Here is a 20,519-nt window from a genome sequence, read left to right as displayed (position 1 = left end):
AATCGCCCGTGTCGCCGGATCCGCTACTCCACTTACTTCACTCGGAAACCCGTGCAGTGGATGCTCGCGTACTTCGTAGGGTCATCCTCGACGTGGTAGAAGACCAGCGTCCAGTCCCCCGGGTCATTGGCCAGGGGCACGCCGGGGTACGTCTTGCCGTTCACGTGCTCCGCGAAGTCGTCCGGATACGTGAGCGTCAGGTACTCGCCCGTCTTCCACTTGCCGTAGACGTCGACGGGCTTGCTGGTGAAGCCCACGGCCCGGTTGTCCATCGGGAACGGCTGTCCGGTCTGCGGGTCGAGGTCGTGCGGGGCCCTGACCGCCACCGACACGTAGTACGGATCGGGTTTGGTCGGGCTGCTCTCGGCGTACTTGACCCGCATGCTGATCTTCACGGACTTGCCCGAGACCTCGGCGCCCGCCTGGAAGTCCGCACCCGGCGGCTTCTGCTCCGGCCCCAGGTTGCACGCGCCGGTGCCGTGCGCCGCGCGCTCCGGGTCGGTGGAAGGCAGCCAGAAGTAGCGCGAGATCCGGTTGCCCTCGATGTACTCGGCCGGCGGCTTGACGGCGGCGCCCCCGGACGCGGAAGGCGCGGCGCCGACGCCCCCCGCGCCCGGGATCCTGGCGGGGGTGCCCGCGGCACCCGCCGAGGTGTCCTCGCCCCGGCCCGCCTCACCGTCCTCCCCGCCCAACGGGACCAGCTTCCAGGCGGCCAGCGACAGGGCCGCGGCCACCGCCACGGCCGCCACCCACACGCCCGCCCGCCCACGCCCCGCCGGGGCCGCGGCCGCGGCCGGGGCCGCGTGGTCGGTCGGCGTGTAGCCGTACGGGAGACCCGGCCCCTGCGTCCGCATCTCGTGCACCGGTACGGCCTCGCCCAGCTCGCCGAAGCCGAGGTACACCGGATCGTCCACCAGCGCGTCCCGCACCCCGCACCGGGCGATGACCTCCGGCAGGCCGGGCCGCGCCGCCGGGTCCTTCGCCACGCAGGCCCCGATCAGTGCCGCCAGGCCCGGCTCCACCCCGGCCACGTCCACCGGCTCGTGCACGGCCCGGTAGCTCACCGTCGCCGCGTCGCCCGTCCCGTACGGCGGGCGCCCGGTCGCCGCGTAGGCCATCGTCGCGCCCAGGGCGAAGACGTCCGCCCCGCCGTCCCCGGTCCCACCGCCGACGAGCACCTCCGGCGCCGTGAACCCGGGCGTGCCCGGGGCCTGCCCGTCCTGGGTGAGCGCGGTGGCCCCGACCCCCTTGGCGATGCCGAAGTCGATCAGCTGCGGGCCCTGCACGCCCAGGATGACGTTCTGCGGCTTCAGGTCCCGGTGCGTCACCCCGTACGCGTGGACGCTCGCCAGCCCCTCCGCAAGGGCCGCGAACAGCCGCAGGCAGGTGCCCACCGGCAGGGCCCCGCGGGCCGCGACCGCCCGGGCCAGCGTGGGCCCGGCCACGTACTCCGTGGCCAGCCAGTACGGCGCGGACGCGAGCGAGGCGTCGATCAGGTTCGCCGTGTAGGCCGACCTGACCGCCCGCACCGTCTCGGCCTCCCGCCGGAACCGTGCCAGCGCCTCCGGGTGCCCGGTGATCTCGTCCCGGATCACCTTGACCGCGACCAGCCGCCCGCCGGGCGAACGCCCGAGGTACACCTGCCCCATGCCCCCGGCCCCGAGCCTGGCCAGCAGCGTGTGCTCCCCGATACGGGCCGGGTCGGTCCCCCTCAGTGCGTCCATCCACACGAGGCTGCCACACCGACTCCGCCGCACCGCAACGGGGTTGGCCCCGGGCACCGTTTCAGCGCGGCGCGACGTACAGGCTCTGCGCGCTCCGCCCGATCGGGCCCTTCTCGTCGTGGAGCTGCGCGTCCGCCAGGCCGATGCCGGCCGCGTCCACGCTCGTACGGGCCTCCACGCACGCCCACTCGCCCACCGGATGGCGGTGCAGGTGGACGGTCAGGTCGCTGTTGATGAAGACATAGGCCCCGAAGTCCATCACCGCGCTGATCCCGTTGCCCGAGTCGGCGGCGATCAGCACCCGGTCCAGCGGCCTGGTCTCCTCCCCGGCGATCAGCGGCACCTTCATCCGCATCCAGCAGGTTCCGGGTCCCGGTTCGACGAAGGCGCCCTCGGTGAACCGGGTCTCCATGGCCGAGTGGTAGCCGGTCTCCCACGGCACCGGGAAGAACGGCGTCACCTCCACCTCCCCCGGCGTCGGCAGCTGCGGCCCGCTCACCACGGCCGGTACGCACTCCTCGGCGACCCGGATCCGCAGGGCCCGGGCCAGCATCACGGGCGCGGCACCCACCGGGGCGACGGCGGCCTCGACGACCTCGGTGCTGCGACCGGAGCGCAGCACGCTGGTGGTGACCTCCAGCTCGCCGATCGGCACCGGGCGCAGGATCTCGTACGTGATCCGGGCGATCCGCATGTCCGCGCGCGCACCCGGCCGCTCCTCGACGGCCCGCCCCAGCAGGGCGGCCGGCGGACCGGCGTGCTGCGAGCCCGCGTCCCACGGCCCGCGCGTGTACTCGGTGGCGGTGAACCGCCCGGCGTCACGTCGTTCGAAGAACCCCTCGCCAGTGCCCATGCCCTGCACGCTACCGACAGGTAACCAGCGGCACCAGCCCCGATCCGCCCCTCAACGGGCGAACCCCAAACCCACCCCCAGCCCCACCAGCACCGACCCGATGGCCCGGTTCAGCGTCTTCTGCGCCTTCAGCATCCGCTCGCGCAGGCTGGAGACGGAGAAGAACACCGCCACCGCCCCGAACCACCCCAGGTGCGCCGCCGACATGAACAGCCCGTAGCCGGCCTGCTGCCACAGCGGCGTACCCGGATCGACCACCTGCGTGAAGGTCGACACCACGAACAGCGTCGTCTTCGGATTCAGCACATTGGTCAGGAACCCCGACCGCATCGCCCCCAGCCGGGTCAGCTGCGGCTTCGACTCCAGGTCCACGGTCACCTCCGCCCGCGCCCGGAAGGTCCGTATCCCGATCCACACCAGGTAGGCCGCACCCGCCAGCTTGATCACGGTGAACAGCGCGGTGGAGGAGGCGATCAGCAGACCGACCCCGAGCATCGTGTACGAGACGTGGACCAGCACGCCGGCCGCGACCCCGGCGGCGGCGAACAGCCCGGTGGGCCGCCCGTAGAGGTAGCTGTTGCGGACCACCATGGCGAAATCGGCGCCGGGACTGATCACGGCGAGCAGGGTGATGACGGCGACTGCGATCACTTCTGTCATACGGCGATGCTCGCCGCCCCTCTCCTCTCGATCAACCCTTGTTCCACAGAGCACACTTGGCGTATGAACCCTTCGCAGCCGCTCGTCCTGCGCCCCTTCCGCCCGGCCGACGACGCCCCCGCCCTGCGCAGCTGGGTACCCGGCCCCGTCGAGCTCATGACCTGGGCCGGCCCCCACTTCACCTGGCCCCTGGACGACGCCCAGCTCGCCGCGTACGCCGCCGAGCCCGGCCGCCGCACGTGGACCGCCGTCTCCCCGGACGCCGCCCCGGTCGGGCACATCTCCCTCGTCGACGGCCGCCTGGGCCGCGTCCTGATCGCGCCCGAGGCCCGCGGCCGGGGCCTGGGCGAGAGGCTCGTCTCACTCGCCGTCTCCCTCGGCTTCGACGAGCTGGCCCTCCCGGAGATCGCCCTGGGCGTCTGGACCCACAACACGGCGGCGCTGCGCGTATACGAGAAGCTCGGCTTCCGCACGACGGAGACCCTCGAAGCGGTCGAGACGGTCGACGGCATGCCCTGGAGCGTCCACCGGATGCGCCTGACCGCCTCCGACCGGCGACAATGAGGACGTGCCCCAGAGCCTTCCCCTCCCCCTCCTGCAAGCCGACTGCGCGAACTGCTTCGCGCTCTGCTGCGTCGCCCTGCCGTTCGCCAAGTCCAACGACTTCGCCGTGAACAAGGCCGCCGGAACCCCCTGCAAGAACCTCCGGGAGGACTTCCGCTGCGGCATCCACACCCGGCTGCGCGACCAGGGCTTCCAGGGCTGCACCGTCTTCGACTGCTTCGGCGCGGGCCAGCAGATCTCCCAGGTCACCTTCGGCGGCCGCGACTGGCGCACCCACCCCGAGACCCGGGCGGAGATGTTCGACGCCTTCCCGGTGATGCGGCAGCTGCACGAACTGCTCTTCTACGTGGACCAGGCCCTGGGCCTGCCCGACGCGGCCCCGGTCCACCCCGGCCTGCGCCGCGTGCTCGCCGAGACGGAGCAGTGGACGCGCGCCGACGCCGCGGCCCTCGCCGCCCTGGACGTCGCGGCCCTGCGCGGCCGGGTCAACACCCTGCTGCTCGAAACCAGCGAGCTCGTACGGGCCAAGGTGCCGGGCCGCAAGAAGAACCACCGCGGCGCCGACCTGATGGGCGCCCGCCTCTCCGGGGCCAACCTGCGCGGGGCGAACCTCCGCGGCGCCTACCTGATCGCCGCCGACCTCTCCCGCGCCGACCTCCGCACCGCCGACCTGATCGGCGCAGACCTCCGCGACGCCGACCTGCGCGGCGCGGACCTCCGCGACGCCGTCTTCCTCACCCAGCCCCAACTGAACGCGGCCCACGGCGACCCGAAGACCCACATCCCCGCCACCCTCACCCGCCCCACCCACTGGACCTGACCCGGCCTGCACTCGGCACGCGGAGCCCCGGTCCTTCAGCCCCGCCTGCGATCGAGGCGCGGGGGCCCGGGGGCCCGGGGGCAGCGCCCCCGCCACGGCGCCGCACCCGGCAACGCAACGGAAGGCCCCCGGATCCGCCAAGCCCGCGGCAGGCGAAGGGTCAGCCGGCCGAAGCCGGAATCTCCTTCATCCGGTCGACGACGGTCCGGGTCATCACTGCGGTGGTGAACACGACCGTGCCCGGCTTGATCAGTCCCCCCTCGCCGGCCTCACCCCGCACCTGGACGGTCCGCTCACCGAGGTAGGTGAGCGTCTGCCGATCGAAGATCCACTCCTCCCGCTGCCCGCTCTGCTCGTCGAGCCGGGCGACCGCGAGCCCGTGGCGCCCCGCGGCGTCGACCGCGTCGTCCACGACCACCACACCGGGGATCTTCGCCGCGGCCTTGTAGAGCGCGACGGTGAGCTCGGCCGGCGGAAGGCTGGAGCGCAGCAGGTCGCCGATGGTGGTGAAGGCTTCCTGGTCGGGCCCGCGGCCCATCCCCCGGGTCTCCTCGTAGATCTTCTTCAGCAGCACGTCGGGATCGGTGGGCAGCCCGGCGAGGTAGTTGTAGGACGGCGCGTTGAGGTACGGAGTCGGGGTCTCGCCCTTCTCGTTCTTCCCCCCCAGCGTCACGCCCTTCGGACCGGTGTTGCCGGGCTCGATCAGCCAGCCGTCGAGGCCGTCCGGGGAGTTCCACTGGTGGCGCATGTGCAGCTCTTCGCTGACCAGGGTGTTCTTGTTCCCGGAACTCTTCACGTAGGTGGTGGCCGTCTTGCTCCCGATGTAGATGAACTGGTCCGCGCGCACCTTCGACCCACCGCCGACCGAGGCGGCCGCCAGGGAGATGCGGTCCAGGAGCTGCGGCGTTCCCTTGCCGTCGTCGGCGGCGCCGATGCGGGTGGTCATCGCCGGACCCGTGGCGATCGTGGAGCCGGTTCCGTCCGCCCCGCCCTGGTCCACGTAGGTGAGGAAACCGGCGGCGAGCGCTCCGGCCAGGGCGAAGGCCGCGGCGGGCACGAGGAACGCACGGTTCAGGAAGGGCCTGCGCCTCGCCTTGCGAACGGGCCTGACCGTGCCGGTGGTGCCGCCGGCGTCGGCGGCTCGGAGGTCTTCGTGGATCTGGGCCATCAGTCGCTCCTTGTGGAACTGGTGGCGGCCCGCAGGCAGTTCCCGTTCGGCGAACGGCAGGGGGAGGGAGTCCTCCTCCCGGCCGGCCGGGTGGCGCCGGGAAAGGTCGGCGTTCATCAGATTCCCTCCTGTGCGGACCGGACCGTCTTCGCGCGGTCGTCATATGTCTGTCGGGCCCGAGCCGCGAGTTCCCGTCTGTTCTTCTTCAGTTCCGCGTCGGCGAGTTTGCGCAGCTTCGTACGGGCCCGGGACAGCCGGGAGCGCACGGTTCCGACGGGGATGCCGAGGACCCGCGCGGCCTCGGCGTACTCCAGGCCCTCGCACAGGCACAGCAGGAGGACCTCGCGCTCGGGTCCGCGCAGCGCACTCAACTGCGCCAGCGTGGCCGCGATGTGCTGCCGGTCGTCCATCCGGCCGGCCACCTCTTCTGCGTGGTCGGGCACGGACGCGGCACCCGCCGCCGCTGCGGCCGCGGCGGCGGCGGCCCGGAAGCGGCGGTTGCTGCGGCAGTGGTTGCGGGCGATGTTGGTGGTGATCCCCAGCAGCCAGGGCCGGAGGGAGCCGCCCTCGGGATCGACCGTGCCGCGCAGCCGCCACGCCTCCATGAAGGCCGCCGACATGACGTCCTCCGCGACGGCCCAGTCCCCGGTCATCCGGAAGGCATGGTTGTAGAGGGTGCGGGAGTAGCTGTCGAACAGCTCCGCATAGGCGTCCGGATCCCCGGACCGCACCCGAGTTCGCATCTCTGTGGTCACTCCTGTCGGCTGTCCGGCACCCGCCACGGAGTTCCCATGACCTGCGTCACACCGGCGTGCAGCGCAGGAGCACCCTACGGACCGCTCACCGCCCGCCCGACGACGGGCCGCCCCGGCAGGAGACACACGGCGCCGCCCGAACCGACGGCACCGCGAACCTGGAACGCCCCGACACCCGACGACCCGGCCCGTCCCGCGCCGCCTCGGCAGATCCGACGATCAGGCAGCGGCCCGGACCACCCGGCGCCACGCCGGCCCGGCGGCTCTCCGACCCGACCGACCCGGCGCACGGCCGCCGCGGCGGCACAACCAACCTGGCAGCCCTGCCACCCCGGCCATCCGGCCACCCCGGCTGGCCGGCCGACCGGCCCGGCGATCACGCAGCCGCGGCGTCCCCCCGGCCGACACGCGCCAGGAAGCCCCGCACCGCGGCGAAGTACCCCTCCGGGTCCCCCTCCCGCACCGTGTGCCCCGCCGGCAGCTCAACCAGCCGCACCCCCGCCCTCCGTACCGTCATCTCCCGCGCGTGCTCCGCCGACAGCACCCCGCTCCGGTCCCCCCGCACCAGCAGCGTCGGCCTCGGCACCCGCAGCCAGTCCTCCCAGTGGTCCCCGTTCAGCTCCTGCTGGGACGCCACCATGTCCTCCACCTCGAACGCGGTCCCCCACCCGTCCGGATGCTCCCGTACCGACCCGCCCAGATACGGCGCCGAGCTGCCCACCCCCGCCAGGAACCCGGCCCGGGTCTCGGCCCGCCGCGGCCAGGCCCGCGCGAACGACAGGTCGCCGTCGACCACCGCCCCGATGTCCTCGACCACCACCGCCCGCACGAGATCCGGCCGCCGCGCGGCCAGCTGGTACGCGTTGACCCCGCCCAGCGAATGCCCCAGTACCACCGCCGGACCCAGCCCCACGTGCTCCAGCAGGGCGGCCGCGTCCGCGACGTACCCCTCCCGCGTGTACTCCCCCGCCCGGTCGGAATCCCCGTGCCCCCGCTGGTCCAGGGCGATCACCCGCCACGCCGGACCCACCTCCCGGGCCAGCCGCTCGAAGGCGGCCCCCGACCCGAAGTGCCCGTGCAGCGCCAGCAGCGGCGCCCCCGGACCGCCGAAGTCCGTGTAGGCCAGGCGCCGCCCGTCCTGCGCCACCATCACCCCCGGCAGCGGCCCCAGCTTGTCGATGACGCGCTGGCGCAGCAGCTGGTACTCCTCCCAGCGCCGGTTCAGCCGCCCGCCCGGACGCTTCACCACACGCCCGGGCGTGACCGTCTCACCCCGACGGAACTGCTCCCGCGTCAGATCGATGCGGATGCCACCGGGCAGCACGTTCCACCAGTGGTAGCCCTCCTGCCGGCCGTCGTGGAACACCTCACCCAGCACCAGGTCCCCACCCACGAGGTCCTGCACGACCAGGGCAGTGATGTCACATTGCCCCCAGGCCGGATTCTCCGGAGTCCAGGGCACCCGGCTGATGTCCGCCGGCTCGGTGGTCTCGGCGGACCAACCCGCCCGAATGGCCGCCTCGAGATCCGCAAGAGTCCAGGTAGTCGTCATCCCTCCAGCCTGCCGCACCCCACTGACAACGCGGCGGCCACGAGGATCAGGGATCGATGACCGCGGCCCAGCCCAGGGTGCAGGTCAGCGTCAGCGTGCACGAGGTCTCGAAGACGGCCCCGGCGGTGGTGAGGACCTTCACGTAGACCCGGTCGGCATCCTTGACGAACACCCCGCAGGCGTTGCGCGGATACCCCGGCGTCTGCCGGTAGTTGGTCAGGTCCTTCCACGCGTAGGCACCGGTCGGCGCGCTCCGGTAGCCGACGTACGTCCTGCCCCGGATCAGCGCCGCGCTGTACTCGGCACCCGACATCGACCCCGGCACCCCGACCGTGTCGATGTCCACGCACGGCCCCGGAGGCCCCTGCGGCCCCGCCGGACCCCGCTCGGCCTTGGGTTTCGTCCCCCCGCGCCGCGCAGGACAGGCCGTACCGCGGGCGCCGGCCGCCCCTTCGGCTTCCCCTTCGCGGCGGCGGACACGGTCTTCTTCCCGCACGCCCCGGCCACCGCTGACTCCTGCACGACGGCGGCGTCCGCGGCCGCCACGGGCGCCGAAACACCCCCGAGCACCAGCACCAGCGGCACGGCCAGTCGCCCGGCCGACCACGAGCGCCGGCCCGCCCTGAGGACGGAACCCATCCTTCACTCCCTGCGTCGCCCTACCTGACGACGTGGAGCTTCACCCACGATCCCGCGTACGGATGGATTACTGACGGAATGTCGGACATATGTCAGTGAGTCGGCCCAACGACACGCGACCCCGCTGCTCCGAACGGCGGCCCCTCGCCCCACCCCCCGTACGCCGAGAGGACAATCATTGCCCGGCGTCACCCTCCGTGATACACAGAGTGACCGCACGTTCTTGCGCACGGACGACAGCCCGGCCCAGGTCAGAGCGCGGAAGCCGGTCGCGGGCCGCGAGATCGGGTAAAGAGAGCCGACAAGTCGACGACGGCGGCGGTTTCATCAGCGAAGATAGTGCGTGACCCCTGCCGTCGGGCAGCGGGCATCCGGAACTACCCATACAGGGGCGGTGAGTTACATGATCCTGGCAGCCGAAAAGGGCGACATCACCACCATCATCGGCGGAATCGCCCCGAACTGGGGGCCGTTCGGCAGTCTCGGCAACGAAGCGAAGGTCATGATCGAGGTGGTCATGGCCGTGGCGATCCTCCTCTGCCTCGGCATCGCCATCTGGGGCGCGGCCAAACAGCGCATCGGCGCGACCGCCCTGCGCGACACGTTCAGCGCGGAACAGGGCAAGGGCCTGATCGTGGCCGGCCTCACGGGCGTCTTCATCATCGGCTCCCTCGGCACGCTCTTCACGATCGTCTACGGAATGGCCGTCTAGCCCGACCGACCACCGGTGGCCCCGACCTGATGAGGACTCACCACACCGCATCCACGCGGGAACCAGCGCTACCGTCGTACGACGCGGAGGGGGCGGAAACGGAATGAGCAACGACGACCAGTACGGCGGCGCCGGCTACGGCGAGGTCGGCGGCACGGGCCAGACCCGTACCCGCCTCCCGGAAGCCCCCGCCGACCCGTACGGCCCCGCCCGCCGCACCTCCCGCGCCCCCCGCAGCCTGGTCACCGTGGTCGGCGTGGTGGTCCTCCTGATCGCCGCCATCGCCTTCGCCAACCAGGCCCCGGACACCCCCGACGACCGCCCCGCGGACGACGCCCCGGCCGCCACCTCCACAACCGCCACGGGCACGGACCCGGTCACCGGCAAGCAGGGTGGCCTGCCCTCCGGCTTCGCCCAGGACCAGCAGGGAGCCCAGTCGGCAGCCGCCAACTTCGCGGTGGCCCTGGGCTCCGACGCCATGTTCAACCCGGCGCGGCGCCACTCGATCGTGGACGCCATGGCGGAGGAGAGCAGCCGCACGAGACTCCAGGCCGCTTTCGATGCCGACTATTCGGCGGGCCTGCTCGCCCAGATCGGTCTCACCAAGGACGGCTTGGCCCCGACTGGTTCTACCTTCGTCAACCGCACCATCCCGGCTGGCGCCAAGGTCAAAAACTTCTCCGCCGGATCCGCATCGGTCGATGTGTGGTGCATCGGCATGTTCGGCCTGACCGGCGACAAATCCACGCGCCCCGTCACCAGCAGCTGGTTCACGATCTCGATGACTCTCAAGTGGAACGGCTCGGACTGGAAGGTGGTCGAAACCTCACAGAAGGACGGCCCCACGCCGGTCACCGGCGACGTCCCCGTCTCCACCTCCGACGAGATCGGCAGCGCGGTCACCGAATTCGGAGGGTTCACCTATGCCCGGTAGCAACCGGCCCTCGCTCCGAAGGATCGGCGCGATCACCGCGGCCATCCAGACTGCGGTCGTTCTCCTCGCGGCGCGGGCGATGGCCGCGCCGGACCCGACACCCACGCCCTCGCCGAGCGCGAGCAAGGACCCGTGCTCGCTGATCGCCGGTCCGGCCAGGGAGTACTGCGAACGCGGCGAAAGCGGAGCCCCCCGCACCGGCCTGGCCCCCAGCGACCCGGCCGACGCCCTCAACCCCCTCGCCTCCCTCGCCAAGGGCTGCGCCGACGCCGCCGCCTGGATCGTCACCAAGCTCAGCGAAGCGGTCAACGGCAGCGCCAACGTCGACTTCACCAACGCCACCTTCCTCAAGCAGTACGCCGTCGTCTTCGCCGCCTCCACCATCCTCACGCTCGTCCTGTGGCTCTTCGCCGTCGCCAAGCGAGCCGTCCGCGGCGTCCCCCTCACCACCGCCATCTCCGAAGCCATCGGCTTCCTCTGGCTCACCGTCCTGGCCTCCGCCTTCACCCCCCTGATCCTCTACACCGTCGTCTCCGCGACCGACGGCGTCACCGAGGTCATCGCCTCCGCCACCGGCGGCCAGACCGACGTCTTCTTCGGCTCCTTCTCCGAGGCCCTCAAGAAGGGCGACGACATCGGCGGCGGCCCCATCATGCTGATCGTCGTCGCCCTCGTCACCGTCCTCGCCGCCGGCATCCTCTTCCTCGAGCTCTTCATCCGCGCCGCCCTCCTCTACGTCGGCGCCCTCCTCGGCGTCGTCGTCTACTCCGGGCTCGTCGACCGCAACCTCTGGGGCCACGTCCGCCGCTGGGCCGGCATCATGATCGCCGTCATCCTCGTGAAGCCGGTCATCGTGATAGTCCTCGGCCTCGCCGGCGCCCTCACCGGCGAACAAGGCCCGGGCGCCTTCTCCGCCGTAGTCACCGGCCTCTCCATCATCCTCCTGGCGATCTTCGCCTCGGCGATGATCTACCGCTTCGTCCCCGGCTTCGGCGACGAGATCGCCTCCGCCCGCGCGGGCCGCAGCAAGGCCACCGACGGAGCCCAGGCAGCCGCCGTCATCAGCTCCCCGGCCTCCCTCGTCTCCCAGGGCATCAAGACCCACAGCAGCCGCGGCGCCCACCGCGGTGGCGACGGCGGCGGCAGCGCGCCCCGCCCCGCCAACCCCCTCTCCGGAGGCGTGGCCGCCCACAGCAGCCGCCCCACCTCCGGCGGCGGGGCCGGCGGCGGATCTGTCCCCTCCGCCGCACCCCCGCCCCGCACGAGCTCGAGCACGAGGAACACAGGAGGTGACGGGCGTTGACGACCCAGTCCCACCAGCTGCACCCGGTCGCGCCCCGCCGTACGTATCTCATCGGCCGCGCCCGGCCGAACGCGATCGTCGGCAAGAACCGCGAGACCGGCGAGATCGCCCTCATCATCACCGGGGCGTTCTTCGGCATGATGAGCGGACTGCTCGTCCCCGACCTCACCCTGCGCATCGTCAGCCTCGTCGGCTTCCCCATGCTCGCGCTCGCCGCCGTGTACGTCCCGTACAAGGGCCGCACCTTCTACCGCTGGTTCGAGATCAGCCGCAGCTACAAGCGCACCCTGCGCCGCGGCACCACCTACCGCTCCGGCGCCATGGAAGCCGGCATCCGCGCCGCCGACGGCCGCGAGGTCGAGGTCGGCCCACCCCCCGGCATCGGCCGCATCAACTGGCTCGCCGCCCCCTTCGGCCCCGACGAGATCGCCGTACTCCTCCACGCGGACCGCCGCACCGTCACCGCCGCCATCGAGATCGAGGGCCCCGGCGTCGGCCTGCGCGACAGCGAGGACCAGGAAGCCCTCGTCGACCGCTTCGGCACCCTCCTCAAGCACGTGGCCAACGGCGACGGCTTCGTCACCCGCCTCCAGATGCTCGCCCGCACCCTGCCCGCCGACCCCGACGCCCACGCCAAGGACGTCGCCCAGCGCGGCGACACCCGGGCCCCCGTCTGGCTGCGCGACTCCTACGACCAGCTCCAGTCGATGGTGTCCACCTCCTCCGAGCAGCACCGCGCCTACCTCGTCGCCTGCATGCACTACACCCGCGACCTGGCCGCCGAAGCCGTCACCATCGCCCGCGCCTCCACCCCCCACAAGGGCCGCAAGCTCGACCGCGACTCCGGCCTCGCCATCGTCATGGCCCGCGAGCTCACCGACATCTGCGCCCGCCTCGCCGAAGCCGACATCCGCGTCCGCCAGCCCCTCGGCCAAGGCCGCCTCGCCTCCCTCGTGCACTCCATGTACGACCCGGACCACCCCATCGACCACATCCAGGCCATGACCAAGCGCAACGCCTGGCCCGCCGAACTCGACGCGGTGGAACCCACCTTCCTCCAGGCCAAGACCCGCGAGTCCTCCACCCGCGCCCCCTGGTGCCACGCCACCGCCTGGGTCAAGGAATGGCCCATGACCCCCGTCGGCGTGAACTTCCTCGCCCCCCTCCTCGTCCACACCCCCGACGTCATCCGCACCGTCGCCGTCACCATGGACCTGGAGCCCACCGAGGTGGCCATCGAGCGCATGCTCACCGAGAAGACCAACGACGAGGCCGACGCCTCCCGCGCCGCCAAGATGAACCGCACCGTCGACCCCCGCGACATCGCCGCCCACGGCCGGCTCGACCAGAGGGGTGAAGATCTCGCCAGCGGCGCTGCCGGAGTCAACCTGGTCGGGTACATCACGGTGTCCTCGCGTTCACCGGAGGCCCTCGCCCGCGACAAGCGAACCATCCGCGCCTCGGCCGGCAAGTCCTACCTGAAGCTGGAGTGGTGCGACCGCGAGCACCACCGCGCCTTCGTCAACACCCTGCCGTTCGCCACCGGCATCCGACGCTAGCTGGAGGGAAAGCCGCCCATGCGAGATCCCATGACAGCGCTGACGGACGCCTTCACCAGCTTCCTCTTCGGCAAAGTCGAAACCACGCGCCTGCCCGTACGCACCTCCACCGGGCAGGCGCAAGCCGTCTACCTGCCCACCGCGGCCCCCGGCCTCGGCGACTCCGGCGTCATCATCGGCCGCGAGGTCTACAGCGGCAAGGGCTACATCTACGACCCCTTCCAGCTGTACGGCCAGCAGCTCCCGGCCCCCCACTGGCTGGTCCTCGGCGAATCCGGCAACGGCAAGTCCGCCCTGGAGAAGACCTACGTCCTGCGCCAGCTCCGCTTCAAGGACCGCCAGGTCGTCGTCCTCGACGCCCAGGGCGAGGACGGCGTCGGCGAATGGAACCTGATCGCCCAGCAGCTGGGAATAACCCCCATCCGCCTGGACCCGATCGCCGCCAACGACTCCGGGATCCGCCTCAACCCCCTCGACCCGGCCATCACCACGACCGGCCAGCTCGCGCTGCTCCGGACCATCATCGAAGTGGCCATGGGCCACGGCCTCGACGAGCGCGCCGGCTTCGCCCTCAAGGTCGCCCACGCCTACGTCGTCGACACCATCCGGGACCGCCAGCCCGTCCTCACCGACATCGTGGAACAACTGCGCCACCCCGAAGCCGAGTCCGCGCTCGCCATGAACGTCGACATAGACGATGTCCGGGCCTGGGGCCTCGACGTGGCGCTCGTCCTCGACCGCCTCGTCGACGGCGACCTGCGCGGCATGTTCGACGGCCCCACGACCGTCGGCATCGACCTCGACGCCCCCCTGATCGTCTTCGACCTCTCCCACATCGACCGCAACTCCATCGCCATGCCCATCCTCATGGCGATCGTCGGCGTGTGGCTGGAGCACACCTGGATCCGGCCCGACCGCAAGAAGCGCATCTTCCTCGTCGAAGAGGCCTGGCACATCATCAACAGCCCCTTCGTCGCCCAGCTGTTCCAGCGCCTCCTGAAGTTCGGCCGCCGACTCGGCCTGTCCTTCGTCGCCGTCGTCCACCACCTTTCCGACGTCGTCGACGGCGCCGCGGCCCGCGAAGCCGCGGCCATCCTCAAGATGGCCTCCACCCGCACCATCTACGCCCAGAAAGCCGACGAGGCCCGCGCCACGGGCCGGGTACTGGGCCTGCCCCGCTGGGCCGTCGAGATCATCCCGACCCTCACCCCCGGCATCGCCGTCTGGGACGTCAACGGCAACGTCCAGGTCGTCAAACACCTGATCACCGAAGCCGAACGCCCCCTGGTCTTCACCGACCGCGCCATGACCGAGTCCTCCACCCCGGCCCGCCTCCCCGCGGACCTCCTCGCCGCCGAACTGGAAGCGGAGGAACGCGCCCTGTCCATCGAACGCAGCCGCGGCAGCGGCAGCCCCGGATCCGCGACCACGGTGGCCTGACCATGCACGACGCACGACGTACGGAGCCCCCCGCGCGCGGCGGCGGAATCCCGGACGGCCTGCTGGTCGCCCTGCTGGCCTTCCTCCTCGGCCTGGCCGTCCTCGTCTGGACGGCCACCGGCCTGGCCGCCCTCTCCGCCAAGGGCTCCTGGCCCGACACCGTCACCTTCACCCGGACCCCGACGGCCGTCCGCGCCCTGATAGCGCAACCGCGCGACATCCCGGCCGCCTGGCCCGACACCGACCCCGCAGCCCTCTCCGGCTGGGGCCTCTTCTGGGGCCTGTTCGTCAGCCAGCTGCTGATCCTCTTCGTCCTGACGGTCTTCGTCATCGGCGTCGTGGCCCGCACCAAGGCCCGCCGCGCCCTGGCCAAAAACCCCGCCGCAGACCCCGTACCGCACGAGCCCGCCTCCGTCCCGACGCCCGTCCCCGCCCCGGCCCCTGTCGCTCCGGCCCCGCCCGATGCAGCCTCGCCGGCGTTTGCGGCGCGGGGGCCCGGGGGCAGCGCCCCCGCCACCCACACCAGCCCGAACGACGAGGCCTACCGCTACGGTTTCGGCTACGCGCCCCGCCCCGCGGCAGCAGCGACCACCACCCCCGCCCCGCAAGGGATCACGTACGGCGGCCCGAACGACCGCCTGCGCGCCGCGGCAACCCGCATCGGCGAGACGGAGGGAGCCGCCCTGGTCGTGACCTCCTCCCCCACCCTGTGGGCCGAAACCAAGGACGCCCGCGCCAAACTCGGCCCGGTCCTCCTCTACGACCCCTCCCACCTGTGCGACACCCCGGCCCGCATGCACTGGAACCCCGCCGAGGGCTGCGCCGACCGCGACACCGCCGCCGCCCGCGCCGTCGCCCTGCTGGCCCCCGTACGCCCGCAGGCCCGGATGGACGAAGCGGTGGCCGACACCGCCGAAACGCTCCTGCGCAGCTGGCTCCAGGCCGCCGCCCTCGACGACCGCCCGTTCAAGCAGCTCCACCGCTGGTCCCAGGGCAACAGCGCCCAGGACCCGGTACGCATCCTGCGCACCCACCCCCAGGCCGCCGCGGGCGCGGCCGGCGAACTGGAGAGCGCCCTCACCGCGCACCCCGAACGCCGCGAGCTCGCCCAGAACCTGACGGCCCGTGCCCTGTCCTGCCTGACCTCGATCCACATCCGCGAGGCCTGCAACACGAACCGAACGGATTCGCTCACCCTGGCTTCGTTCCTGGCCGAAGGGGGCACCCTGTATGTGGTGGGTGAAGCTCTGGAGGACCCTCGCACCCACCCGGGTGCGATGCCGTTGCTGACCGCACTCGCCTCTCACGTGGTCGAGCACGGCCGCCGCATGGCCGCACGGTCATCCCACGGTCGGCTCGACCCACCACTCTCCCTCGTGCTGGACGACGTGGCGGCCGTGGCCCCGATCCCCCAGCTCCCGGAGCTGCTGACCGGGGACACGCTTCCCCTCCTCGCCCTGTGCCGCAGCCGCGAACAGGCTCGCTCCCGCTGGCCCGGAGCCGGCCTCTAGGAGGTGGCGGGCCGCTGGAGCGCGTACTCCAGCTCCTTGGCGGACGGGTTCCCGGGCACCGGCACGACGGTGCCGGTCGCCTCGAACCCGTACTTCCGGTAGAAGGCGCCGGCCCGCGCGTTGTCCTCGTGCACGAAGAGCCGTACGCGTTCCAGGACCGGCTCCTCCAGCCCCCAGGCCCACTCCAACGCGGCCGAGAACAGGGCCTCGGTCAGCCCGGTCCCGCGGTGAGCGGCCCGTACGAACACCCCGACCAGGTGTCCCTGCGTCCGCTCGACGGCCTGGTCGAAGAAGTCGACGGTCCCGCCCTCCTCGACGAGCACGGACACCGTACCGACCCAGCACCCGTCGGGGGCCTCCGCGACGAACTGCCGGGCGGCCCGGCCGTGCGACGCGCCCTCGGCCCGCCCCTGCCAGAACTCGTCGGGGTGTCCCTCTGCCTGCTCCACCGTCTCCAGGAAGGCGACCGGAGCCGCCGGGTCCTTGAGCCCGGCGATCCGCAGCTCCTTGACCTTCTCCCACTCGTCGGCGCGCACCGGACGTATCACGTACTGGGCTTCGTTCATGAGCGGAGATCCTAACCACCCATCCGCCAGACTTCACTCATGATTCCGCACGTCAGAGCCATCGAGCACGTCACCGCCCGGTCCTTCGGCAGCCCCCTGGACCCGGCCGTCGCGGTGACCCTGAACTTCCACCCCGACCGCTGGTCCGGCGACCGCCCGATCCTCGCCTCCCTGGCCGAGGCGGGCGTGTACCGCTCCCAGTTCGTCACCGGCACCGGAAACGGCGGCCTCACCGCCCATCCGGGCGGCGCCCGCTGGCTGTGGGAGAGCCGCATATTCGGCGGGGCGTACGACGACGCCCCACCCGAAGCCCGCCCGGTGTACGGCGCCTTGAACTTCCGCAACAACCCGGTCGGCGCCGCCCCCCGCTTCGGCTCGGCCCATTTCCGCCTCACGCCGGCGACTCTGCCGCGGACCACCTTCTGCTACCCGGACAGCTACCTCGAACCGGAATCCTTCGGCGTCGCGGACCGCATGTCCCTGATCGCCCTGGCCGAGGCCGACGACCAGGACGCCCTCGACGACTACATCGAGGCCCAGGTGCACACACCGGTCCTGCTGGAACGCGATGTCGCCGCTCTCGTACTGGACCCCAGCTACCGCGGCACACCGGTCGAGGCCGCGGCCGCCCGGCTCCCCTGCCCGACCGAATGGCACCCGGGCTTCCGGCTCACGGTCGACGAGCTCCGCCGCCATCCCGAATACCGGGGCCAGGAGTACGTCGAACTCGGCACTGAAATCGCCGTCGCAGGCCGGCTGACCCCCCACATCCTCGGCGAGGCAGCCCGTACGGGCCGGTACGACGAACAGGCTCTGAAGCGGGTCTGGCACTACCTGGCCCGCTTCGGCATGCAACAACACCCGTAAACGCAGAAAAGCCCCGCACCCAGAGGGTGCGGGGCTTTCCCACAATGATTGTTCGGCGGCGTCCTACTCTCCCACAGGGTCCCCCCTGCAGTACCATCGGCGCTGAAAGGCTTAGCTTCCGGGTTCGGAATGTAACCGGGCGTTTCCCTAACGCTATGACCACCGAAACACTATGAAATTTGAACGCTGGCATAATCACAGCTGTTCGTTATTTCAGAACTAACACAGTGGACGCGAGCAACTGAGGACAAGCCCTCGGCCTATTAGTACCAGTCAGCTTCACCCGTTACCGGGCTTCCACATCTGGCCTATCAACCCAGTCGTCTACTGGGAGCCTTACCCTCTCAAGGAGGTGGGAATACTCATCTTGAAGCAGGCTTCCCGCTTAGATGCTTTCAGCGGTTATCCCTCCCGAACGTAGCCAACCAGCCATGCCCTTGGCAGGACAACTGGCACACCAGAGGTTCGTCCGTCCCGGTCCTCTCGTACTAGGGACAGCCCTTCTCAATATTCCTACGCGCACAGCGGATAGGGACCGAACTGTCTCACGACGTTCTAAACCCAGCTCGCGTACCGCTTTAATGGGCGAACAGCCCAACCCTTGGGACCGACTCCAGCCCCAGGATGCGACGAGCCGACATCGAGGTGCCAAACCATCCCGTCGATATGGACTCTTGGGGAAGATCAGCCTGTTATCCCCGGGGTACCTTTTATCCGTTGAGCGACGGCGCTTCCACAAGCCACCGCCGGATCACTAGTCCCGACTTTCGTCCCTGCTCGACCCGTCGGTCTCACAGTCAAGCTCCCTTGTGCACTTACACTCAACACCTGATTGCCAACCAGGCTGAGGGAACCTTTGGGCGCCTCCGTTACCCTTTGGGAGGCAACCGCCCCAGTTAAACTACCCATCAGACACTGTCCCTGATCCGGATCACGGACCGAGGTTAGACATCCAGCACGACCAGAGTGGTATTTCAACGGCGACTCCACACCAACTGGCGTTGATGCTTCAAAGTCTCCCACCTATCCTACACAAGCCGAACCGAACACCAATATCAAACTGTAGTAAAGGTCCCGGGGTCTTTCCGTCCTGCTGCGCGAAACGAGCATCTTTACTCGTAGTGCAATTTCACCGGGCCTATGGTTGAGACAGTCGAGAAGTCGTTACGCCATTCGTGCAGGTCGGAACTTACCCGACAAGGAATTTCGCTACCTTAGGATGGTTATAGTTACCACCGCCGTTTACTGGCGCTTAAGTTCTCAGCTTCGCACACCCGAAAGTGCACTAACCGGTCCCCTTAACGTTCCAGCACCGGGCAGGCGTCAGTCCGTATACATCGCCTTACGGCTTCGCACGGACCTGTGTTTTTAGTAAACAGTCGCTTCTCGCTGGTCTCTGCGGCCACCCCCAGCTCACGGAGTAAATCCGATCACCAGTGATGGCCCCCCTTCTCCCGAAGTTACGGGGGCATTTTGCCGAGTTCCTTAACCATAGTTCACCCGAACGCCTCGGTATTCTCTACCTGACCACCTGAGTCGGTTTAGGGTACGGGCCGCCATGAAACTCGCTAGAGGCTTTTCTCGACAGCATAGGATCATCCACTTCACCACAATCGGCTCGGCATCAGGTCTCAGCCTTAACGAGGGACGGATTTGCCTACCCCTCGGCCTACACCCTTACCCCGGGACAACCACCGCCCGGGCTGGACTACCTTCCTGCGTCACCCCATCGCTTACCTACTACAAGTCTGGTTCGTCGGCTCCACCACTTTCCTTTCCCCGAAGGGTCCGGAACGGCTTCACGGACTTAGCATCGCCTGATTCGATATTGGGCGTTTCAAAGCGGGTACCGGAATATCAACCGGTTGTCCATCGACTACGCCTGTCGGCCTCGCCTTAGGTCCCGACTTACCCTGGGCAGATCAGCTTGACCCAGGAACCCTTAGTCAATCGGCGCACACGTTTCTCACGTGTGTATCGCTACTCATGCCTGCATTCTCACTCGTGAACCGTCCACAACTAGCTTCCGCTGCTGCTTCACCCGGCACACGACGCTCCCCTACCCATCACAGCGGGCGTTGGCCCTATTGCTGCAATGACACGACTTCGGCGGTACGCTTGAGCCCCGCTACATTGTCGGCGCGGAATCACTTGACCAGTGAGCTATTACGCACTCTTTCAAGGGTGGCTGCTTCTAAGCCAACCTCCTGGTTGTCTCTGCGACTCCACATCCTTTCCCACTTAGCGTACGCTTAGGGGCCTTAGTCGATGCTCTGGGCTGTTTCCCTCTCGACCATGGAGCTTATCCCCCACAGTCTCACTGCCGTGCTCTCACTTACCGGCATTCGGAGTTTGGCTAAGGTCAGTAACCCGGTAGGGCCCATCGCCTATCCAGTGCTCTACCTCCGGCAAGAAACACACGACGCTGCACCTAAATGCATTTCGGGGAGAACCAGCTATCACGGAGTTTGATTGGCCTTTCACCCCTAACCACAGGTCATCCCCCAGGTTTTCAACCCTGGTGGGTTCGGTCCTCCACGAAGTCTTACCTCCGCTTCAACCTGCCCATGGCTAGATCACTCCGCTTCGGGTCTAGAGCGTGCAACTCAATCGCCCTATTCGGACTCGCTTTCGCTACGGCTTCCCCACACGGGTTAACCTCGCTACACACCGCTAACTCGCAGGCTCATTCTTCAAAAGGCACGCAGTCACGACCCATTGGGTAAACCCAATGAGCGACGCTCCCACGGCTTGTAGGCACACGGTTTCAGGTACTATTTCACTCCGCTCCCGCGGTACTTTTCACCATTCCCTCACGGTACTATCCGCTATCGGTCACCAGGGAATATTTAGGCTTAGCGGGTGGTCCCGCCAGATTCACACGGGATTTCT

17 protein-coding genes and 2 rRNA genes (1 of these 19 only partly in view) are annotated in these 20,519 nt (G+C 69.8%); 9 read left to right on the top strand and 10 right to left on the bottom strand.

The window, feature by feature from the left end; genetic code table 11:
- Positions 1 to 32 precede the first annotated feature (32 nt).
- The 3 genes from OHA91_RS20395 to OHA91_RS20385 all read right to left on the bottom strand — a co-directional run bounded on the left by OHA91_RS20395 (position 33) and on the right by OHA91_RS20385 (position 3,237).
- Entirely contained in the window at positions 33 to 1,724 is a 1,692-nt protein-coding gene (locus OHA91_RS20395) for a serine/threonine-protein kinase (RefSeq protein ID WP_328739710.1), read from the bottom strand.
- 61 nt (positions 1,725 to 1,785) lie between these two features.
- Positions 1,786 to 2,577, bottom strand: a complete 792-nt coding sequence (locus tag OHA91_RS20390; RefSeq protein WP_031154188.1) for a thioesterase family protein — start codon at positions 2,575 to 2,577, stop codon at positions 1,786 to 1,788.
- Between the two features lie 51 nt (positions 2,578 to 2,628).
- A complete protein-coding gene (locus OHA91_RS20385) occupies positions 2,629 to 3,237 on the bottom strand; it encodes a LysE family translocator (RefSeq protein ID WP_266500014.1) in 609 nt (202 codons plus the stop codon).
- Between the two features lie 63 nt (positions 3,238 to 3,300).
- Between OHA91_RS20385 and OHA91_RS20380 the strand changes: the two genes are divergently transcribed.
- Together OHA91_RS20380 and OHA91_RS20375 are read left to right on the top strand one after the other, a co-directional pair.
- Positions 3,301 to 3,801, top strand: coding sequence for a GNAT family N-acetyltransferase (locus OHA91_RS20380; RefSeq protein WP_328739709.1), 501 nt, complete (start codon positions 3,301 to 3,303; stop codon positions 3,799 to 3,801).
- A gap of 4 nt (positions 3,802 to 3,805) precedes the next feature.
- On the top strand, positions 3,806 to 4,621 hold the full coding sequence (locus tag OHA91_RS20375; protein ID WP_266500011.1) for a pentapeptide repeat-containing protein: 816 nt from the start codon (positions 3,806 to 3,808) through the stop codon (positions 4,619 to 4,621).
- A 160-nt stretch (positions 4,622 to 4,781) separates the two neighbouring features.
- Here OHA91_RS20375 and OHA91_RS20370 read toward each other — a convergent pair whose 3' ends face one another.
- The 4 genes from OHA91_RS20370 to OHA91_RS20355 form a co-directional block, all read right to left on the bottom strand.
- Positions 4,782 to 5,906 carry a CU044_5270 family protein gene (locus OHA91_RS20370; RefSeq protein WP_031154178.1) on the bottom strand — a complete coding sequence of 375 codons (1,125 nt, stop codon included), beginning with the start codon at positions 5,904 to 5,906 and terminating at the stop codon, positions 4,782 to 4,784.
- On the bottom strand, positions 5,906 to 6,532 hold the full coding sequence (locus tag OHA91_RS20365; protein ID WP_031154175.1) for an RNA polymerase sigma factor: 627 nt from the start codon (positions 6,530 to 6,532) through the stop codon (positions 5,906 to 5,908). The genes OHA91_RS20370 and OHA91_RS20365 overlap by 1 nt, the downstream gene beginning before the upstream one ends.
- A gap of 388 nt (positions 6,533 to 6,920) precedes the next feature.
- Positions 6,921 to 8,096 (bottom strand): alpha/beta fold hydrolase, encoded by a 1,176-nt coding sequence (locus OHA91_RS20360; RefSeq protein ID WP_078959449.1) that lies wholly within the window; start codon positions 8,094 to 8,096, stop codon positions 6,921 to 6,923.
- 46 nt (positions 8,097 to 8,142) lie between these two features.
- Positions 8,143 to 8,442 carry a hypothetical protein gene (locus OHA91_RS20355; RefSeq protein ID WP_328739708.1) on the bottom strand — a complete coding sequence of 100 codons (300 nt, stop codon included), beginning with the start codon at positions 8,440 to 8,442 and terminating at the stop codon, positions 8,143 to 8,145.
- Positions 8,443 to 9,138: 696 nt separating this feature from the next.
- On the opposite strand from OHA91_RS20355, the gene OHA91_RS20350 reads away from it, so the two are divergent.
- From OHA91_RS20350 to OHA91_RS20325, 6 genes are all read left to right on the top strand, one after another.
- Complete coding sequence (locus OHA91_RS20350; protein WP_008742356.1) at positions 9,139 to 9,447, top strand: hypothetical protein; 309 nt, start codon at positions 9,139 to 9,141, stop codon at positions 9,445 to 9,447.
- A 103-nt stretch (positions 9,448 to 9,550) separates the two neighbouring features.
- Positions 9,551 to 10,381: a hypothetical protein gene (locus OHA91_RS20345; protein ID WP_328739707.1), complete on the top strand. Its 831-nt coding sequence runs from the start codon at positions 9,551 to 9,553 to the stop codon at positions 10,379 to 10,381.
- On the top strand, positions 10,371 to 11,684 hold the full coding sequence (locus tag OHA91_RS20340) for a hypothetical protein (protein WP_328739706.1): 1,314 nt from the start codon (positions 10,371 to 10,373) through the stop codon (positions 11,682 to 11,684). Before OHA91_RS20345 ends, OHA91_RS20340 begins: the two co-directional genes overlap by 11 nt.
- Complete coding sequence (locus tag OHA91_RS20335; protein WP_266499998.1) at positions 11,681 to 13,243, top strand: SCO6880 family protein; 1,563 nt, start codon at positions 11,681 to 11,683, stop codon at positions 13,241 to 13,243. The genes OHA91_RS20340 and OHA91_RS20335 overlap by 4 nt, the downstream gene beginning before the upstream one ends.
- Positions 13,244 to 13,261: 18 nt before the next feature.
- Positions 13,262 to 14,683: an ATP-binding protein gene (locus tag OHA91_RS20330; RefSeq protein ID WP_031154162.1), complete on the top strand. Its 1,422-nt coding sequence runs from the start codon at positions 13,262 to 13,264 to the stop codon at positions 14,681 to 14,683.
- Between the two features lie 2 nt (positions 14,684 to 14,685).
- Entirely contained in the window at positions 14,686 to 16,194 is a 1,509-nt protein-coding gene (locus tag OHA91_RS20325; RefSeq protein ID WP_328739705.1) for a P-loop NTPase family protein, read from the top strand.
- Here OHA91_RS20325 and OHA91_RS20320 read toward each other — a convergent pair.
- Positions 16,191 to 16,760: a GNAT family N-acetyltransferase gene (locus OHA91_RS20320; protein WP_031154158.1), complete on the bottom strand. Its 570-nt coding sequence runs from the start codon at positions 16,758 to 16,760 to the stop codon at positions 16,191 to 16,193. The genes OHA91_RS20325 and OHA91_RS20320 overlap by 4 nt on opposite strands.
- Positions 16,761 to 16,799: 39 nt before the next feature.
- Between OHA91_RS20320 and OHA91_RS20315 the strand changes: the two genes are divergently transcribed.
- Positions 16,800 to 17,627, top strand: a complete 828-nt coding sequence (locus tag OHA91_RS20315) for a DUF3626 domain-containing protein (protein WP_031154156.1) — start codon at positions 16,800 to 16,802, stop codon at positions 17,625 to 17,627.
- 50 nt (positions 17,628 to 17,677) lie between these two features.
- Here the strand turns inward: OHA91_RS20315 and rrf are convergent.
- Positions 17,678 to 17,794 (bottom strand): 5S ribosomal RNA (gene rrf, locus OHA91_RS20310).
- A 76-nt stretch (positions 17,795 to 17,870) separates the two neighbouring features.
- A 23S ribosomal RNA gene (locus OHA91_RS20305) occupies positions 17,871 to 20,519 on the bottom strand; it runs 474 nt beyond the window's last position.

Origin of the sequence: Streptomyces erythrochromogenes (assembly GCF_036170895.1) — a bacterium.
In the GTDB taxonomy this organism is placed as follows: domain Bacteria; phylum Actinomycetota; class Actinomycetes; order Streptomycetales; family Streptomycetaceae; genus Streptomyces; species Streptomyces erythrochromogenes.
This window is presented reverse-complemented; position numbering and strand designations above follow the sequence as displayed.